Here is a 17,308-nt window from a genome sequence, read left to right on the forward strand (position 1 = left end):
GTTAAAATCACCGCCCTTAATACGCCATTTCCACGGAAATGGTGCTGACTTGATATCAGATAGAGACAAACCATGTTTACACCAGAACTTTTATCCCCTGCTGGTTCATTAAAAAATATGCGCTATGCATTCGCTTATGGTGCCGATGCCGTTTATGCAGGACAACCCCGTTATAGCCTACGCGTTCGTAACAATGAGTTTAACCACGAAAACCTCGCTAAAGGCATTCAAGAAGCCCATGAGCTGGGCAAGAAATTTTATGTGGTGGTCAATATTGCACCACACAATGCCAAGTTAAAAACCTTTATTCGTGACTTAACACCTGTTATCGAAATGGGCCCTGATGCGCTAATTATGTCTGACCCAGGTCTGATTATGATGGTGCGTGAAGCCTTCCCTGACATGGACATTCACTTATCTGTTCAAGCAAATGCGGTTAACTGGGCATCGGTAAAATTCTGGAAACAAATGGGATTGACTCGTGTGATTTTGTCCCGTGAATTGTCTTTGGAAGAAATTGCAGAAATCCGCCAGCACGTGCCTGACATGGAATTGGAAGTGTTCGTCCACGGAGCACTCTGTATGGCGTATTCAGGCCGTTGCCTGCTATCAGGTTATATTAATAAACGTGACCCGAACCAAGGTACCTGCACTAATGCATGCCGTTGGGAATATAAAGTGGAAGAAGGTAAAGAAGATGATGTGGGCAATATTGTTCATGTTCATGAGCCCATTCCCGTGCAAAACATCGCCCCAACATTAGGGGCTGGCGCGCCAACGGATAAAGTGTTTATGATTGAGGAAGCCAAACGCCCGGGCGAATATATGACCGCGTTTGAAGATGAACACGGCACGTACATCATGAACTCTAAAGACCTTCGTGCGATTGAACATGTTGAAAACCTAACTAAAATGGGTGTTCATTCACTGAAAATCGAAGGCCGCACTAAATCTTTCTATTATTGTGCTCGTACTGCGCAGGTCTATCGCCGTGCGATTGATGACGCTGTCGCAGGTAAACCATTCGACCCAACGTTGCTATCCACCTTAGAAGGGTTAGCTCACCGTGGTTATACCGAAGGTTTTTTACGTCGTCATACTCATGATGCATACCAAACTTACGAATACGGCTATTCTGTGTCAGATACTCAGCAGTTTGTGGGTGAATTTACGGGTAAGCGTGTTAATGGCCTTGCGGAAGTGGATGTAAAAAATAAATTTAGCGTGGGTGATAGCTTAGAAATGATGACACCTGCAGGTAACATTGTGTTTATGCTCGATGCATTAACGAACCGTAAAGGTGAAGCCATTGATGTCGCACCAGGTAACGGCCATGTAGTATACCTGCCTATTCCTGAAGACGTTGATGTCAATTTTGGTTTGTTGATCCGTAACCTTGCAGGAACAACAACCCGCGACCCGCACCAAACTCAGTCAGAAAACCCCATTGCAAGCTAACGCTTAGCGATAATTTTCGATAAAAATACATGATGACCTAGCCAAGAATTCATAATTTAGTTATTTGAATTTTTGGCTTTTTTATCGGTAATCGATAAACCAATTTCACTTTAAGTGCCATTTCGTATTTGAGAATCATTCTCGTTATTGACATTTTCTTTGAACAGTGCACTTAATATCCAATTTTATGCAACAGATCACATCAATTGGTTATTCAATATCGTATAGTCACTATCGAAAACGAAGAACTAGAAAGTCATAAAATAAGACTAGGAACCACCTCCTTGGCTGGCTCAATCTCCCTTGAGCTAGCCATTTCTTTTATCTAAACCTTTTCTCTTCCTGACCCACTCTTCTGTAAAAAAGATAAAACATTTCCTTTCTTAAATGAAATCCCCTTATACTCATTTTAGATAATAAACCCTATGGATGAGTATTTATGATTAAATATCAGTCAGCTATGATTATCCTCAACGGCAAGCAATCAAATAACCCTGATCTGCGTAAAGCCATCGCCCATTTGCGCCAAGAAAATTATTTAATAACAGTGCGGATTCCATGGGAAATACAAGACACTCATGATTTTATTGCCGATGCCATAGCGAATAATATTGCCACTGTCATTGCTGCTGGCGGAGATGGCACAATCAATGCAGTTGCAAGTACACTCATGCAATTTCCTGCTGAAAAGCGCCCTACTTTAGGTATTCTCCCTATGGGCACCGCAAATGATTTTGCAACGAGTGCAAATATTCCCTTAGATATTGAATCTGCACTCTCCCTCGCAGTGAAAGGCAAAGCCGTTTCCATTGATATTGCTCAGGTTAATGAAAAATACTTTTTTATTAATATGGCAACGGGGGGTTTTGGCACACGGATCACCACAGAAACCCCAGAAGCACTTAAATCTGCACTTGGTGGTGCGGCTTATGTGATAAATGGCCTTTTACGCCCAGATACCCTAAAAACAGATATCTGCCGTATTGAATCAGACAATTTTACTTGGGAAGGTGAAACACTGGTTATCGCAATTGGCAATGGGAAACAGGCGGGTGGAGGCCAACAACTTACCCCTCATGCACTCATCAATGATGGCAAACTTGATTTACTGATAGTCCCTTCAAGAGACGTACTACCCGCTTTATTAAGCAATTTATTTTCAACGGATAAAAATGAGCATTTAATTGAAAAGAGCTTAACCTGGGTAAAAATTTCTTCCCCTCACACGATGGTATTAAACCTAGATGGAGAACCGTTATCAGGGGATTCCTTTACCTTTCATGTTCAAACAAATGCCATACAATGCAGACTACCACCACAATGCCACTTGTTAGCCTAAACGGTCTAATATCAGGAAACCTGACTCGAGTTTCCTGATATTCGTTTTGTTACCACCATGCATGGAAATGATGAACAGGCCCGATCCCTTGCCCCACTTCCAAGCTATCAGCTTGTTCTAGCGCAGCTTGCAGATAGGCTTTTGCCTCACTCACCGTCGACTGCCAATCAAGATGACGTGGGCGCAATGCCGCTAATGCCGCAGACAACGTACAGCCCGTACCGTGTGTATTTTTCGTGTTAATACGTACAGAAGTAAAGCGCCACTCCCCTTGTGGGGTAATTAGCCAGTCAGGGCTTTGCGCATCTGTCAGGTGCCCCCCCTTCATCAGAACAGCTTGGCAGCCCTTTTCAAGGAGCTTATAGCCTTGTGCCAACATTTCACCTTCTGTTTGCGCCACTTTTTCATCTAATAATGCCGCTGCTTCGGGTAAATTTGGGGTAATTAATGAGACTAATGGTAATAATTGCTGGCGCAGAGCATCAACCGCCTCTGGCAACAGTAAGGGATCACCACTTTTTGCAACCATCACGGTATCTAACACCACAAACGGAATAGGATATTGTTTCAATGCGTTCGAGACAACCTCCACATTGGCTTGATTAAATAACATGCCAATTTTAGCAGTATCGATGCGCACATCACTGAGAACGGAATCAAGCTGCGCAGCAACAAATTGTGCAGGTAAATCCTGAACAGATTGTACGCCACGCGTATTTTGCGCCACTAATGCTGTCATCACGCTGGTTCCATAAGCCCCAAGTGCCGAGAACGTTTTTAAATCCGCTTGGACACCTGCACCACCTGATGGGTCTGTTCCAGCAATGGTTAACGCATTAATACGCATGAGTGACTCCCCTTTCTAATTAGAAAATACGTCAATATCATCGATGTAAGATATGGTTTATAACAAACAATAAAACCGCGTTAATTGTCTCATAACATTTAACAAATGCCAGCGGTTACTGACTGAAATTTAATGAGTTAGTGAATTAAAACCGTATTTTTATATCAGAAGGGTCAGCTTGTCTTATAAATAAACATTCGGTAAATGAATATTTTCAACACCGCGCGCGCGCAACTGAGCCGCAAACGCCTCCACTTCAGTTTGCGTGGCAGCGAGCCAATTTGCCGCTTCATTTTTAACACCGTGCTGCTGAAATGCGTTAATTTTTATTCGTGTTGCTGATGGCAATGTGTTGATGAATTCCGCCAACACATCGATGTGTTCTTGATAGTCCGTTTGCTGCGGAATATACAATAAGCGCAGTTCGTATAATTTTCCTGCATTTGCTAATAATTGAATTGTTTCAAAAACGCGCTGATTATCTTTCCCTGTTAATCGTAATGCACATTCATCGCTCCAGGCCTTTAAATCCACCATCACTCCATCGGTGTAGTCTATCACCCGTGCCCACCCCGCTTTTGCAAGATGACCATTGGTATCAATAAAACAGGTTAAATGATTTAGTAATGGTGATGCTTTAATGGCTTTAAACAAATCAATAATAAAGGGAAGCTGGGTTGTCGCTTCCCCACCACTGATCGTAACGCCATTTAAAAACATCACATTTTTATTCAAGCTGCTGATGGCCTCGCTCACGCTCAATGGTATTGTCATTGGGCTTGAGTTTTTTGTACAGGTTTGCAGGCACGTATCACAAAGCTGGCAAGCCACATTGTCCCAAATGACTTTACCATCCACCATGGATAGACCACCATGGGGACAGGTAGCGACACAATCCCCACAGTCATCACACAACGCCATGGTGTATGGGTTATGGCAATTTAGGCAACGCAAATTGCAACCTTGCAAGAAAATAACTTGCCGATTACCAGGCCCATCAACACACGAGAAGGGAATGATTTTATTCAGTGTAGCGCATCGATTGCTCATGGCTAATCACTCGCTGTTGCCTTGCCGTAATTTTGCAATTTTTTGTCGCTTCCTCCCCTAACCATGTGGTATTACTTCTCGACCCTTCTGTTTTGAATTTTTCAATATCGGACAAACGTACCATATACCCCGTAACGCGCACTAAATCATTGCTAGCCACATTTGCCGTAAACTCACGCATTCCACAGCTAAATGCCCCTTTACACAACTGCAAGAGCGCTTGCGGATTTTGCTTGATAGTTTCATCGATCGTTAAGATGTCGCTGATCCCAGATAGGTAGTGTTTATGATGCGGCGCGACGGCTTGAATGTGTGAAACGGGGTCTGGCTCTTCCCCATAAGGCAACCGCGCTCCTGGCGTGGTGCCAATATCTGAACTGATCCCAGATTGAGCATGCAGCATCGCCCGCTGTTTATAACCATATTTAACGGGGGTCGACTCAACATAATCAGCAAGTTGTTCACTGATTTGATAAGATAACGGCAACGCGGGTGAATTTGGCTCATATTGGCCTTTTCGCCCATCTTTTTCCATTAACAGATTGACGGCTTCTGCTAAACCAAAAATACCAAACATCGGCGCAAAACGCCGTGGCTCAATCAATCCTTCGTGCACAAGGAAGCTAGTTTGGAAGAAGTTAGACTCTTCAAATAAAAACGCACTGCGCGTTTCGATGAGCTCCATTTGTAAATCGCAATATTTTTTCAGTTGATTTTGCAGGAAGTCATCTGAGTTTTGGCTGCGTAAAGCCACTTCACGCAGGTTGATTCGCACCAATGTGCTCCCCCCACCCGCAACAGGCAAAGAGTTATAGCAACTGACAATACCATAACCTTGCTCATCGAATGCTGCACTATGCACAAGGTCATTGGCAATATGCGGCTTACTGCATTCACAAATGTTCTCAATGGCTTGTAAAAAAAGCGATTCAGGGGTTCTTTGCGGGTGATAAACAAACGTTAAATTTGGCGCAACCTGCTTTAATTCCGCATCAATACGCAGAATAAGACGACAAATAATGTTGTCATCAGGCCCAATATTCGCGTGCATAAATGCATCAGGTAACGTGCGATCCAACATTACCCAAAAGCGTTTTAATTTCGGATAAAGTTGCTCTTCCGTCAACTCCCCCACATAAGGCATTAAAATTTTATCAAGGTACCCAAGAAAAACGGGGAATCCAGTGACAGAAGGCACATGGTTATAAATAATCATCAAATGATTAAGTGCATCGTCAAAGTCTTCTGCTGGGGCTAACTCTAAGTAGCTGGAGCCCTGTTTAAGAAACTTCACATAATCAGGTAAAACATAACGTGGCTTATAAGGCGCATTCCCTTCATACATGTCGCAAATAACACGCTCATTTAACGCTTCAGTTAAGGGCTTGCTCATTGAAAGATAGGGGATATTGCTTTCCGCCTCAATGGCTAAAAAGTTAGCTTTTTGTCTGGGTGATAATAACTTGTCCGTGGCGATGGCCAAACATTTGGCTTGGTAATCGGTTAAAGGTTCTTGGCGCTTCATCATAGGAGTTCCTTATATGTCTAGGTGCGGTAGCACACCTTGGGCAGTCAATATGCCGCCTATAGACGCATTTCATCCCATTGAGCGCTTTCTTGGTTTGACGCCCGTCATACTTTTTTGAATTGTTTGCACGTTTTTTCTCATAAATGTCTACGGCGTCAACATTATTAATAACAACACCGTAAAAGCCTAAAATATTTTGAAATTACAATCTATTAGTAACAAGCAATATGTGTAGTAATCGTCATTTCTTATCGAGCCATGATGTAATTGAAGTCTAGAAACTGACCTCCCCCTCAAAATATCGCTCAAGCCCTCCGTGAACACTTTTTAGGAAAGCTATACACTGAAATAATGTGAATTTAGGCTAATATATACCCCATGAATAATTTTACTTGTATAACCTTGTTAGGATAGCCTCACTTAATTATTTTTTCTTAACAATTGAATAAATACTGTCATCTTTTGTGTATCTTAATTAAAATAATTCAGCTAATAATTATTATAAAAATGCTAATCTAACAATCATTAGCGAGCTAATTATCATTTATATCAGCGATAAAGAACTGGATCTTCAATGAGAGTTTATAAAAAAAGACAATGGGTCATCGGTGCCTCAATATTAATGGGTGCTTCCGTCTGCATGTCAACACCTGCATTGGCACAAAACCAATCAACCAATCTTTGGGATACTTTCAAAGGGAATGTCAGTTCCACTTGGGATTCCGATAAGTATGAACTGTATGTTCCTGCGGTCACATGGCACAACCGTGCCATGTATGACAAGAAGAAAACAGATGAATACAACGAACGTCCTTGGGGAATTGGTTTTGGTAAATACCGTTATGATGAAGATAATGACTGGCACGCTATTTATGCAATGGCCTTTAAAGATTCACATAACGACTGGGAGCCAATTGGTGGCTACGCCTACCAAAAAATGTGGATCCCTGGCGATCTTGATGGTTTTCGAATGGGAGCAGGTTTCACGCTAAGTGTCACAGCACGCAAGGACATGTATTACATTCCAATCCCTGCACCGCTTCCTTTAGTTTCGGTGGAATATGACAGGCTTTCACTTCAAGCAACGTATATTCCAGGAACCTACAATAACGGAAACGTCTTGTTTGCATGGTTGCGTTGGCAGTGGTAAAAACCCTGTGATACAAAAAAGGCCAGAGATTTTATCTACTGGCCTTTTTTTAACGTTTAATTCTAGCTTTGTTGGCGTTTCGCGACATCTTGCTTCTTCGCACCAGAGAATTGATAGCCAATCCACAGCACACCAATCCATACCGGGATCATCAGAACAGAAACGCGTAACCCGTCCATCGTTAAAATAATCCCTAGAATTAACAATAAGAAAGCTAAGCACAGGTAGTTACCAAATGGATACCAGATACTCTTAAACTTAGTTGCTACACCTTGTTTATTCATTGCCGCTCTGAATTTCAAGTTCGAAACGCAAATCATAATCCAGTTCAATACTAATGTGGTGACGACTAAAGACATTAATAATTCAAATGCCTTTCCTTCCATCACAAAGCTAATCAGTATCCCACCTGATGTTGCAATACCTGAAACCAGCAATGCCATAATAGGAACCCCACCTTTATTCACTTTAGACAAGAATTTTGGGGCATTATTTTGTTGAGCCAAACCAAATAGCATGCGGCTTGTCGCGTAAGCACCACTGTTATACACAGAAAGCGCCGCAACCAAGATGACAAAGTTTAAGGTGTTCGCAACCAGCAAGTCACCTAATTCATGGAAAATTAAGACAAATGGACTCGTTTTCCCATCAAGGTCAACCCATGGGTAAAGCGCTAACAGCACTGCAAGTGAACCGATATAGAAAATCAGGATGCGGTAAACAACTTGGTTGATGGCTTTTGGAATGCTTTTTTCAGGGTCTTCCGCTTCTGCCGCCGTGATCCCCACCAGCTCTAAACCACCAAACGAAAACATGATAATGGCAAGTGCCATCAGGAGACCATGAAAATCTTTCGCAAAGAAGCCGCCATATTCCCACAAGTTACTCACTTTAGCTTGTGGCCCACCGTGACCACTTAGCAGGAGGTAACAACCAAAGATAATCATACCGACAACTGCAATCACTTTAATTAATGCAAACCAGAATTCAGTTTCACCGTAAGAACGAACATTAATCAAGTTTACCGCATTAACGGCGATAAAAAATATCACTGCTGATACCCAAATTGGTAGCTCAGGCCACCAATGTTGCATGTATTTCCCTGCCGCAGTTAACTCCGTCATGCCGACAAGAATAAACATAAACCAGTAGTTCCAGCCAGATAAAAAACCCGCAAAACCACCCCAATATTTAAAGGCAAAATGGCTAAAAGAACCTGCAACGGGTTCTTGAACAATCATCTCGCCCAGTTGACGCATAATAAGAAAGGCAATAACGCCACACAATGCATAACCTAAAAGAACAGATGGCCCTGCCATTTGTATGGTTGTTGCAATCCCAAGGAATAAGCCTGTACCAACGGCGCCCCCCAATGCAATCAACTGGATATGCCTATTTTTCAATCCCCGCTTTAGCATTTGCTGCTCTTGCGCCATAACTTTACCCTTTTGTCCTATTACTTGCTTTTTATCGTCCAAAATTATAATAATCGGACAAGTTTATTTGAATTTTCTTATTAAAACCACATTCTTATGATGCTGTTTTTGCATTTAAAATACTTAAAGGTATTTTTGATTTATTGCCTACCTTTATTCATCCATTACGCAACGATACTGAATAATTATTATCGCGCTTCAATATCAAGTATTGTGCATTAAAAAGCAAATTCAAAATGGTAACAAGTCGGTTACACGACAAATTCCAACAATAAAGTTATCTCCACCTTGATCGCACACGTTATCCATAGCAAGTAAGTAAAGAAACAAGCAAACTAACAAAACACTCACGGTGATAACAATGATACGGCTGAACACTGGGCATTCCTTCAGAATAACAAAGATGATTTTTATCTTTCAAATGATTACAATGCTTATGCACTATCATTTTATGACTGTGCATTTTGGCTGCATTGCGGGTAAATTTTCGAATAGCGAATAGTACGCCAATTCATTACTTGAAATTTGAGGAAAATAAGCAATTGGCACATCTTTACAATAATTATGCTTATTTTAAGCGCTATCCTTTGTTAACTTATTCTGTTTGTGCTTTTTTTATTCAAAAATTGCTGAATATCGCACAACCAGCCTTTGTCATGGGGAAATGAAGTTGTGTATACTTCTACTACCGTAAAACAAGAAATTATTTGAGATGCCACAAGATAACCACTTAGCACTTGTCTATGCGTTGAGTAAATGGATAGAAGAACATTTGGGTCGAGTCATACATCTAGAAGAGCTCGCAGCCTACTCTGGCTACTCACTTTGGCATATGCAAAAAATATTCAAAGAAGTCACCGGAATTTCCTTAGGAAAATACATTCGCCAGCGCCGTTTAGCAGGGGCTGTTAATTTATTACGTAATAGTAGCCAATCTATCTTTGATATCGCTCTCGATTTTGGTTTTGGTTCCCAATCTCACTTTACCTATATGTTCCGTAAAGAGTATGGCATTACACCCTTTGATTTTAGGCAAAATGACCAAATTCAACTCGATGTAAAACAACCACTGCACTTAACCCGAGAGTATGAGTGAACATGTGTTAATCACATTAATTCTTTGAATTTACTAATTAATGTTCTAACACATTGTCATTTCAACCAAGCATCCAGTTTAATACCTTGAACAGCCGCTGAAATTATGCACTGTTCAAGGACACTTTTGCGTATCCATAACTTAATTTATACCCACTTAGATAATTTACATTCCGAATAATTAGAGTAAGGTACTGTGGTAATGTATTAACTTCAGGAGGCAGTGGATGTCTATCAAACTGGTTGCTATTGATTTAGATGGCACATTACTCAATCCCCAACACCAAATCTCCCCAGCAGTTAAAGATGCCGTCATACAAGCCAGTCAAAAAGGGGTTTATGTTGTACTCGCATCAGGACGCCCTTTTTCAGGGATCGCCCCTTACCTTAAAGAGTTAGGCTTAAATACCGCTAATAATTATTGCATAAGTAATAATGGCAGTGTTATCCATCAAGCTAGCGATGGCAGCCATTTAGTGGAAGTACCGTTAGATTTTGATGATTTTCAGTATTTTGAAGAACTTGCCAGAAATGTAGGTATTCACATGCATGCACTTGCGGACAATACGATGTTCACTGCTAATCGTCATATTAGCCACTACACTGTGATGGATGCCTATCTCACTAATACCCCATTGGTTTATTGTCCTGTCAATGAAATGGACACGTCCCTTGCTTTCACGAAGTTTATGATGATTGACCATCCTGAAACCCTAGAAACAGGTATTAGTTACATTCCTGAAAATGTCTTCGACAATTATGCCTTAACGAGAACCAGCCCTTATTTTCTTGAAATATCTAATAAAGCAGCGAATAAAGGTGCTGCACTTCAGATTATTTGTGAAAAATTAGGCCTTACACCCGATAAAGTCATGAGTATTGGCGATCAAAATAATGATATTCAAATGCTGCAATATGCCAGCGTTTCTGTCGCGATGGAAAATGCGGCTGAGCCCATACGGAGAATGGCAAAATTTGTCACCACAACCAATGAAGAAGATGGTGTGGCGATCGCCATAAATAAATTTATTAATGTGTAATCTCTAAATCAAACAGAAAACAGCCCACCTTTTGAGCTGTTTTCTCTCTATTTAACCTGCTTTTGCCTGGTCGCAAGAAAACAAATAATTGAACCAATTGTTACCATTAATACCCCTTGCCAAAAACCGAGTGTTAATGCAGTACTCAATAAAATGGATGCAAAGGCTGTTGAAATAACGGGTGTGAAATATGAAAGTGTGCCCAAAAAGGCCACATTGCCTTTGATAACAGCGAAAGTCCACAATGCATTCGCCCCACCTGTCGCAATAGCAGCGATAAGGAGAAGCGTCAGGCTATTTGTCGTAAGATTAAATTCACTTGGTGTGCTAAATAAATAGAGAATCCACAGCCCTATTGCCGTCATTATAAAAAATAACACCATTCCATTGTGCCCACCTGAAATACGTTTCGTTACATTGCTATAAAATGACCAGAAGATCGCGCCAATAAAGGCTAGAAAATAACAGAGTGGGTTACTTTGAATATTGGCTAAAATAGACTCAGTGGAAAGTGGCTGATCGCCAGAAATAACCCAGACAAGCCCCATAAACGCAAGAATTAACCCTATAGCAAGTAATACGGTAAAACGCTGGCGATTAAAAAAAACAGCTAAAGCGATAGTAAAACTTGGCCATAGATAATTCACCATTCCTAGCTCAATCGCTTGCTGACGATTATTGGCTAAACCCAGTGCTAGCACAAAACATATTTCATAGCTAACAAACAGTAATGTCCCCCAAAATAAATAACGTTTAGGGTATTGTTTTATCTTTGGAAGGCCCATTGCTAAAACTAAAACAATCGAACCAATGGTATACACTAATGCCGCGCCACCGACAGGGCCGAAGTTTTCGCTAACACTACGGATCAGCCCAACCATGGTGCTCCACAATAGGATAGAAATAACCCCATACAGTGTCGCTGCGTATTGACCTAATTTCATGATTTTCTCTGCCAGTTACCCCAAACAATATGTCCGATAACAAAATGGTTATTCTTTTAAAAAACCTTATAGCTCAACACATTGGAATGCAAGCACTTTTCTTTACATAAAAAAAATTCCTAGGTATTACCCTAAGAATTTTATGATTTAATATCTTATTAATTAACGGGAGCTTTCTTTTTCAACCCATTTTTCAACCTGATCTTTTTCCCAAATCCCTTCTTCAAATTGTTTTTTTAATTCAGGATGTTGGTTGATATCAAATGTGGGAATTTTCCCCGCGGCTAATTGTTGGTTGTAATCTTTGGCTAGTTTAAATGCGATCCCCGATAATAAAAGAATTGCAATGAGGTTTGTCACAGCCATTAACCCCATAGATAAATCAGCTAACTTCCAGATAAATGGCATTTCAGCCAACGCACCAAACATCACCATACCAAGTGCCGCTATACGGAAAATAAATAGCCCCGCAGTATGGTTATTCTCCAAAAAGATCATATTACTTTCTGCGTAAGCATAATTTGCAATGATTGACGTAAAAGCAAAGAAAAATATCGCAATCGCAATAAATGTGCTCCCCCAACTTCCCACCGCTGATGACAATGCTAACTGTGTCAATTCAATGCCATTAATTTTATCAACCCCACTATCTAATACCCCAGACGATAAAATAATAATCGCTGTTGCGCTACAAATCACGATTGTATCCATAAAGACCCCAAGCATTTGAATATATCCTTGGGAAGCTGGATGAGGTGGGTAAGGAGAGGCTGATGCTGCTGCATTTGGTGCTGACCCCATTCCCGCTTCATTAGAAAATAAGCCCCGCTGAATGCCTTGAGTCATCGCTTGGGCGACACCATAACCCACTGCGCCTCCTGCAGCTTCTTGTAGCCCAAAGGCATTACGAATAATCATCATAAACACATCGGGTAAGCGTTCGATATGGTGTCCAACAACCCAGAAAGCTAAAAGCAGGTAAGCGAGCGCCATAATAGGTACAACAAGCTCTGCCACTTTTGCTATTGATTTTAATCCACCAAAAATAATCACACCACTCAGAATAACTAAGCTGATACCGACATAAAGTGGGTTGAAGTCAAAAGCAACTGCGGTCGCTTGAGCGATTGAATTAGCCTGAACGGCATTAAATACTAACCCAAATGCAATAATAAGAAAAACAGAAAAAAGGATACCCATCCAACGTTGATTCAGGCCCTTTTGCATATAATAAGAAGGCCCGCCACGATAGTTTCCTTGGTCATCTTTTGTTTTATACAGCTGTGCTAGTGTACATTCGACAAATGACGTTGCCATTCCAAGTAAAGCCACTACCCACATCCAAAATATCGCACCAGGCCCCCCTGCTGTTAATGCGATAGCGACACCCGTTAAATTTCCTGTTCCAACGCGCGCTGCTAGGCTGGTACATAATGCCTGGAATGAAGAAATCCCAGAACTATCAGATTGTTTACTATTTTTCAGAATACCAAACATATGACTAAAATGCCTAATTTGAATAAAACCTGAACGAATCGTGAAATACAACCCTGCACCGAGTAGCAAATAAATGAGTAGCGAACCCCAAATAATATTCGTTAATGAATTTATAAATTCTATCAAATTACTCTCCTTTTTTATTAAATAAGCTAACGTAACTCGTTAGCAATTAATTTTGCCCCATATCAGCTAAACATTTAAATATAACCACTAAAATAAAAACAAAAATATAATTAATGTAAAATCCAATCTGTCATGAAATTATATTTTTTTATCTTTAATGTAAATTCATTTCTCTTCTCACTGTTCATTAACCGCCAAAAATACAAAAAACCCAATTAAGCCAAATGCAGAAAAAATAAAATAATCAAAAAAATCAAAAGCATAAAAACAAGAGAAAATTACCCGACTTAAAAAATCAATCGTTTGATTTTTAGCTGATTATTTAAACCATTAACTATTTTAGTTAATGGTTAATCTTAATTCATTACATAAAATTAAATTAAATTTATTATTTTAAATATAAAACTTGCTTTTAAATTAAATTAAAAATAAGCAATAACCATTTTTATTTTAAATTTAAAATAGTGCTATTTTATTATTTCATAAAAAAACTCAGCACCTAAAATCACATTATGACAATCAAAAAACGAATATTGCTTATACTTTCTGATAACAATACACTGAACGTAAATTCGCTTTATTGACAAGAGGTTAACATATGGAAATTACGATTAAAGTATCTGATGACTCAATTGAACAGCTCCCTGCTAAAACTTATGATGCGTTTTGTGCAGAGCTAAAAGCGCGTGTTTTAGAGGTCTACCCTAGCAGTAACTTATTGATCACCCATGATAGTGGGCCAACAACTTTCTCAACTAAGGGTTTTCATAACGATAATGAAGCTCATATCGTTTTACATGAGCTTGTTGAAGATGTTTTAAAACACGGCCATTGGCTAAAAAATAATTAATCACCATTATTCACAGCAGCTGACAGTCGCTTTATAGCAACAGTCAGCTTCTTATCTCTTCCCTCCCAACTTTTATCTTCATATCCCTAAAGCCTGATCAAGATCATAGTTAACAAGGTATTTTCACTCTCTTCACTAAAATCGCTTTACCCTTAATCGTTATATGATAAAGTATATAACGTAATTTTCATTTACATTGCTTTTGCTAATTTATAGCGGCCAGTATTTATACTGGCTCTTTTTTATGAAATGGTGCGAAATGCAACACAACATCCCCGTTTTAGTCCTAATCTGCTATAGTAATTTCTAGATATTATTTAGAATAACTATTCATTGAGTGCAAACAGAGGTATGACTATGAAGCGTTTATTACTGGCTCTTTGCCTGTCACCAGCTATAACCATGGCAGCCAATGCCCCTTTAAATATTAGTGAACTGGCCAAGGATTATTGTGAAATAACAGGTCAAGCGCTAAACGAAGCATACAGCACTAACAAAAGCAGTAGTGACCTAACCCTTGAAACAATTGCAAAATTAAAAAATGAAAATGTCGATTTGAAAAAGCTGGAGACAGTTGAGACAGACCTTCGCCAAAACCTCACATCCGCTATTGATGCAATTCGTAGCAATAAATCTCAGTTCAAGAATGACGAAGAGTTTGCTAAATCATTAAATGACTCAATCTCTGCGTGTAAAATTCAAACTGAGTTACTCCTGAACAAGTCGTAATCAGAATAAATCTCATCGAGATAAGAGCGCAACAGTAAAATTGCGCTCTTTTTCATATTAAGGTGCTTTAGCACATAATTTTTCTATTGATAATTTTAGCTCTGATGTTTCACTCACAATCAGTTGAGTATGCTCTGAAATTTTACCATCTTGCACACTCACGTTGGCAACGAATGGAAGCATCTCATCTTGCGAAGACGTACGATATAGCCCACAAACTCGGTAGCTATTTCCCTCTTTATATTCACTCTTCAAAGCGATTCTGACGTCCTTAAATGTAATCTCGCCTGATTGGTTTAACTTCTTATCTACCAACTGCTTAGCTGTACTTTCAATGTCTGAATCACCAATAGTGCTATAAAAATGATAGGCAAAAACCCCCAGAGCTAACAATAAAACGATCAAGAGCTTTGTTTTTATACGTTTCAACCAGTTATCCTTCATATGATATGTTTGCTTAACTCATTATAATGACATAAGTGCCATAACAGTGAACAAAATGAGCCTTTGAGGTCGCTAGTTTGTGACTTCTTGTACGCATTTTATTATTTAATAACCAATAACATTTTTTCATGAAAATCATTTATTTTCATTAGCATTAGTTGTTTTTATATTATTTTATTAATCATTGATAAAAAAAACATTTTAAGTTTTTTCTTATCGATTTATACTTAACACATTCCAATATCTTTATTGCTAATTAATTTATGAAAGAAAAAATCGTTAAAAATTTAGTTGAATTAACTTATGGTACAAACAATGATGTTAAAATCGCAGCAATTAATGCACTCGGTGATTATAAATGTTCTATTGAACAGCAACATGCCATAGACCGCTTATTAAATCTATGCGACGATTACAATAAAGATATTGCTGTTGCATCAATCACCTCACTCAGCAAACTTGCTAAATTCTTTTCAGAAAACCCATAAATTAACGGTAATTTAATTATTTTAACAATTCATCTTCATTATGAAGAAATAATGAATTAAAGTTGTATGAAATATGATTTATTCATTTATATAAGTAAATTAAATTGAATTAATTTATTTAACTGCCAATATAATAATTAATAAATATTCTAAAGGGGATTAAATATGAATATTCTTAAACCGTTAATTATTTCGACAAGTTTATTGGCAGCAAGTTTCTCAACATTCGCATATCATGGTGATGGCTACGGAAATAGTAATGGTTCTTGGCATCGAGGCGGGTACCAAAATCAGCAACAGTATAATAATCGCCCTTGCGATAACTATCGCAATAATAACTATAATAGACACCACCAAGGTATGATGCAATATTCAACGTCAATACAAACAAGTCAACCAGAAGAAGCTCTTAAAAAAATAGTTGCAGATGTTCCTAAAGGTGAAAACGGCAAACAATATATGGTTAAAGTTGCCGTGGTCGAAATCACACCGAATACACCAGTACAAGCCCAGTAATTGAAAACTCAGGGTAGTAAATGCTACCCTGTTAGTTATTTGACCTGATTATTCTTACAGGCCAATAGGCTGATAACCTTGCCACTGTGGGACAAAGTGTTCTCCCTGTTTGTTTTCTGTTAGGTGAATATAAAAATCACCAACTTGCTCTAGGAATACGCAGTCATCCACATCTTTCAAATTATCTTTATGTTGTTGTTCACTGTTAACTAGCAACTTTTTAATTGCCTTTTGTTTTGCATCATCCGCTGTTTTCGCAACAAAAAGATCAAACTCGTGTAATTCTGCTAAGCTGTTTGGAGTATACCCGCCGACATTAACAAAATATAATTTATGGCTAGTTTTTGATGGTTCTCGGCTTAGGATCACATCAAAACCATCAGCCCATGTAATAACTGCATAGCCGTCAATATGAATCTTATCTTTATCACCAAACCAAGCTTCTCTCAATGTAGGCCAAGCATCCTCTGGTTTTTCTGCAATAACAAACTGGATATCGTGAACCTCTATATTTGATTTGCCTGCATTACCACCAATGTAAAACATAAATAATTTCATTCTTACTCCAATTTACCACCTTGTTATATAATAAATTATATAACCATTAAAATTCAATTTGCAATCTTCCATTTTGCAGAAAATAACAACCTAAATTTTTATCTATGGTTTTCATCATATTAGCTTTATTAGCATTACTCCTTCTACCCGAGATCACTATCAGCAACATAAAAAGTGAATAAGAAATCATTTTAACTATATAATTATTTACTT

18 protein-coding genes are annotated in these 17,308 nt (G+C 39.0%); 9 read left to right on the forward strand and 9 right to left on the reverse strand.

Going from position 1 to position 17,308, the window contains the following annotated elements:
• Nucleotides 1-72 precede the first annotated feature (72 nt).
• Both yegQ and yegS read left to right on the forward strand, forming a co-directional pair.
• Nucleotides 73-1,458 (forward strand): tRNA 5-hydroxyuridine modification protein YegQ, encoded by a 1,386-nt coding sequence (yegQ, locus tag M1F05_RS11440; protein ID WP_206086495.1) that lies wholly within the window; start codon nucleotides 73-75, stop codon nucleotides 1,456-1,458.
• A gap of 439 nt (nucleotides 1,459-1,897) precedes the next feature.
• Nucleotides 1,898-2,797 (forward strand): lipid kinase YegS, encoded by a 900-nt coding sequence (yegS, locus tag M1F05_RS11445; RefSeq protein WP_206086493.1) that lies wholly within the window; start codon nucleotides 1,898-1,900, stop codon nucleotides 2,795-2,797.
• Nucleotides 2,798-2,846: 49 nt separating this feature from the next.
• Here yegS and thiD read toward each other — a convergent pair whose 3' ends face one another.
• From thiD to M1F05_RS11460, 3 genes are all read right to left on the reverse strand, one after another.
• Nucleotides 2,847-3,644: a bifunctional hydroxymethylpyrimidine kinase/phosphomethylpyrimidine kinase gene (gene thiD / locus M1F05_RS11450; RefSeq protein WP_206086490.1), complete on the reverse strand. Its 798-nt coding sequence runs from the start codon at nucleotides 3,642-3,644 to the stop codon at nucleotides 2,847-2,849.
• Between the two features lie 183 nt (nucleotides 3,645-3,827).
• A complete protein-coding gene (locus tag M1F05_RS11455) occupies nucleotides 3,828-4,694 on the reverse strand; it encodes a YjjW family glycine radical enzyme activase (protein ID WP_206086488.1) in 867 nt (288 codons plus the stop codon).
• Nucleotides 4,666-6,222, reverse strand: coding sequence for a YjjI family glycine radical enzyme (locus M1F05_RS11460; protein ID WP_206086487.1), 1,557 nt, complete (start codon nucleotides 6,220-6,222; stop codon nucleotides 4,666-4,668). The genes M1F05_RS11455 and M1F05_RS11460 overlap by 29 nt, the downstream gene beginning before the upstream one ends.
• Before the next feature lie 574 nt (nucleotides 6,223-6,796).
• Between M1F05_RS11460 and pagP the strand changes: the two genes are divergently transcribed.
• A complete protein-coding gene (pagP, locus tag M1F05_RS11465; protein ID WP_206086485.1) occupies nucleotides 6,797-7,372 on the forward strand; it encodes a lipid IV(A) palmitoyltransferase PagP in 576 nt (191 codons plus the stop codon).
• 62 nt (nucleotides 7,373-7,434) lie between these two features.
• Here the strand turns inward: pagP and M1F05_RS11470 are convergent, their stop codons facing one another.
• Nucleotides 7,435-8,808, reverse strand: coding sequence for an amino acid permease (locus tag M1F05_RS11470; protein WP_206086483.1), 1,374 nt, complete (start codon nucleotides 8,806-8,808; stop codon nucleotides 7,435-7,437).
• Nucleotides 8,809-9,039: 231 nt separating this feature from the next.
• Nucleotides 9,040-9,171 carry a PhoP/PhoQ regulator MgrB gene (gene mgrB / locus M1F05_RS11475; protein WP_371007564.1) on the reverse strand — a complete coding sequence of 44 codons (132 nt, stop codon included), beginning with the start codon at nucleotides 9,169-9,171 and terminating at the stop codon, nucleotides 9,040-9,042.
• A 349-nt stretch (nucleotides 9,172-9,520) separates the two neighbouring features.
• Between mgrB and M1F05_RS11480 the strand changes: the two genes are divergently transcribed.
• Nucleotides 9,521-9,904, forward strand: a complete 384-nt coding sequence (locus M1F05_RS11480) for a helix-turn-helix domain-containing protein (protein WP_206086481.1) — start codon at nucleotides 9,521-9,523, stop codon at nucleotides 9,902-9,904.
• Nucleotides 9,905-10,130: 226 nt separating this feature from the next.
• Nucleotides 10,131-10,943: a sugar-phosphatase gene (gene yidA / locus M1F05_RS11485; RefSeq protein WP_206086479.1), complete on the forward strand. Its 813-nt coding sequence runs from the start codon at nucleotides 10,131-10,133 to the stop codon at nucleotides 10,941-10,943.
• Between the two features lie 47 nt (nucleotides 10,944-10,990).
• Here the strand turns inward: yidA and yddG are convergent, their stop codons facing one another.
• Both yddG and M1F05_RS11495 read right to left on the reverse strand, forming a co-directional pair.
• Nucleotides 10,991-11,887 (reverse strand): aromatic amino acid DMT transporter YddG, encoded by an 897-nt coding sequence (yddG, locus tag M1F05_RS11490; RefSeq protein ID WP_206086477.1) that lies wholly within the window; start codon nucleotides 11,885-11,887, stop codon nucleotides 10,991-10,993.
• 162 nt (nucleotides 11,888-12,049) lie between these two features.
• Nucleotides 12,050-13,510 (reverse strand): alanine/glycine:cation symporter family protein, encoded by a 1,461-nt coding sequence (locus M1F05_RS11495; RefSeq protein ID WP_206086469.1) that lies wholly within the window; start codon nucleotides 13,508-13,510, stop codon nucleotides 12,050-12,052.
• A gap of 598 nt (nucleotides 13,511-14,108) precedes the next feature.
• Between M1F05_RS11495 and M1F05_RS11500 the strand changes: the two genes are divergently transcribed.
• The gene (locus M1F05_RS11500; RefSeq protein ID WP_206086467.1) at nucleotides 14,109-14,360 is read left to right on the forward strand and encodes a DinI-like family protein; all 252 of its coding nucleotides are present in this window, start codon (nucleotides 14,109-14,111) and stop codon (nucleotides 14,358-14,360) included.
• A gap of 357 nt (nucleotides 14,361-14,717) precedes the next feature.
• The gene (locus tag M1F05_RS11505) at nucleotides 14,718-15,089 is read left to right on the forward strand and encodes a hypothetical protein (RefSeq protein ID WP_241016902.1); all 372 of its coding nucleotides are present in this window, start codon (nucleotides 14,718-14,720) and stop codon (nucleotides 15,087-15,089) included.
• 57 nt (nucleotides 15,090-15,146) lie between these two features.
• Here the strand turns inward: M1F05_RS11505 and M1F05_RS11510 are convergent, their stop codons facing one another.
• On the reverse strand, nucleotides 15,147-15,518 hold the full coding sequence (locus M1F05_RS11510; protein ID WP_206086464.1) for a hypothetical protein: 372 nt from the start codon (nucleotides 15,516-15,518) through the stop codon (nucleotides 15,147-15,149).
• Nucleotides 15,519-15,796: 278 nt separating this feature from the next.
• On the opposite strand from M1F05_RS11510, the gene M1F05_RS11515 reads away from it, so the two are divergent.
• Nucleotides 15,797-16,021: a HEAT repeat domain-containing protein gene (locus M1F05_RS11515; RefSeq protein ID WP_206086463.1), complete on the forward strand. Its 225-nt coding sequence runs from the start codon at nucleotides 15,797-15,799 to the stop codon at nucleotides 16,019-16,021.
• Nucleotides 16,022-16,186: 165 nt separating this feature from the next.
• Nucleotides 16,187-16,537 (forward strand): hypothetical protein, encoded by a 351-nt coding sequence (locus M1F05_RS11520; RefSeq protein ID WP_206086461.1) that lies wholly within the window; start codon nucleotides 16,187-16,189, stop codon nucleotides 16,535-16,537.
• A 54-nt stretch (nucleotides 16,538-16,591) separates the two neighbouring features.
• Here the strand turns inward: M1F05_RS11520 and M1F05_RS11525 are convergent, their stop codons facing one another.
• Entirely contained in the window at nucleotides 16,592-17,095 is a 504-nt protein-coding gene (locus tag M1F05_RS11525; RefSeq protein WP_206086459.1) for a DUF1543 domain-containing protein, read from the reverse strand.
• Between the last annotated feature and the right edge of the window lie 213 nt (nucleotides 17,096-17,308).

It is taken from the genome of Providencia sp. PROV252 (genome assembly GCF_033676005.1).
GTDB lineage: Bacteria > Pseudomonadota > Gammaproteobacteria > Enterobacterales > Enterobacteriaceae > Providencia > Providencia vermicola.

Bases quoted from the DNA above. Each gene is read 5' to 3' on its own strand.
- thiD (WP_206086490.1), bottom strand. From the start codon at position 3,644: ATGCGTATTAATGCGTTAACCATTGCTGGAACAGACCCATCAGGTGGT.
- yddG (WP_206086477.1), bottom strand. From the start codon at position 11,887: ATGAAATTAGGTCAATACGCAGCGACACTGTATGGGGTTATTTCTATC.
- M1F05_RS11500 (WP_206086467.1), top strand. From the start codon at position 14,109: ATGGAAATTACGATTAAAGTATCTGATGACTCAATTGAACAGCTCCCT.
- M1F05_RS11515 (WP_206086463.1), top strand. From the start codon at position 15,797: ATGAAAGAAAAAATCGTTAAAAATTTAGTTGAATTAACTTATGGTACA.
- yegQ (WP_206086495.1), top strand. From the start codon at position 73: ATGTTTACACCAGAACTTTTATCCCCTGCTGGTTCATTAAAAAATATG.
- M1F05_RS11520 (WP_206086461.1), top strand. From the start codon at position 16,187: ATGAATATTCTTAAACCGTTAATTATTTCGACAAGTTTATTGGCAGCA.
- yidA (WP_206086479.1), top strand. From the start codon at position 10,131: ATGTCTATCAAACTGGTTGCTATTGATTTAGATGGCACATTACTCAAT.
- M1F05_RS11460 (WP_206086487.1), bottom strand. From the start codon at position 6,222: ATGATGAAGCGCCAAGAACCTTTAACCGATTACCAAGCCAAATGTTTG.
- M1F05_RS11525 (WP_206086459.1), bottom strand. From the start codon at position 17,095: ATGAAATTATTTATGTTTTACATTGGTGGTAATGCAGGCAAATCAAAT.
- M1F05_RS11505 (WP_241016902.1), top strand. From the start codon at position 14,718: ATGAAGCGTTTATTACTGGCTCTTTGCCTGTCACCAGCTATAACCATG.
- yegS (WP_206086493.1), top strand. From the start codon at position 1,898: ATGATTAAATATCAGTCAGCTATGATTATCCTCAACGGCAAGCAATCA.
- M1F05_RS11480 (WP_206086481.1), top strand. From the start codon at position 9,521: ATGCCACAAGATAACCACTTAGCACTTGTCTATGCGTTGAGTAAATGG.
- pagP (WP_206086485.1), top strand. From the start codon at position 6,797: ATGAGAGTTTATAAAAAAAGACAATGGGTCATCGGTGCCTCAATATTA.
- M1F05_RS11455 (WP_206086488.1), bottom strand. From the start codon at position 4,694: ATGAGCAATCGATGCGCTACACTGAATAAAATCATTCCCTTCTCGTGT.
- M1F05_RS11470 (WP_206086483.1), bottom strand. From the start codon at position 8,808: ATGGCGCAAGAGCAGCAAATGCTAAAGCGGGGATTGAAAAATAGGCAT.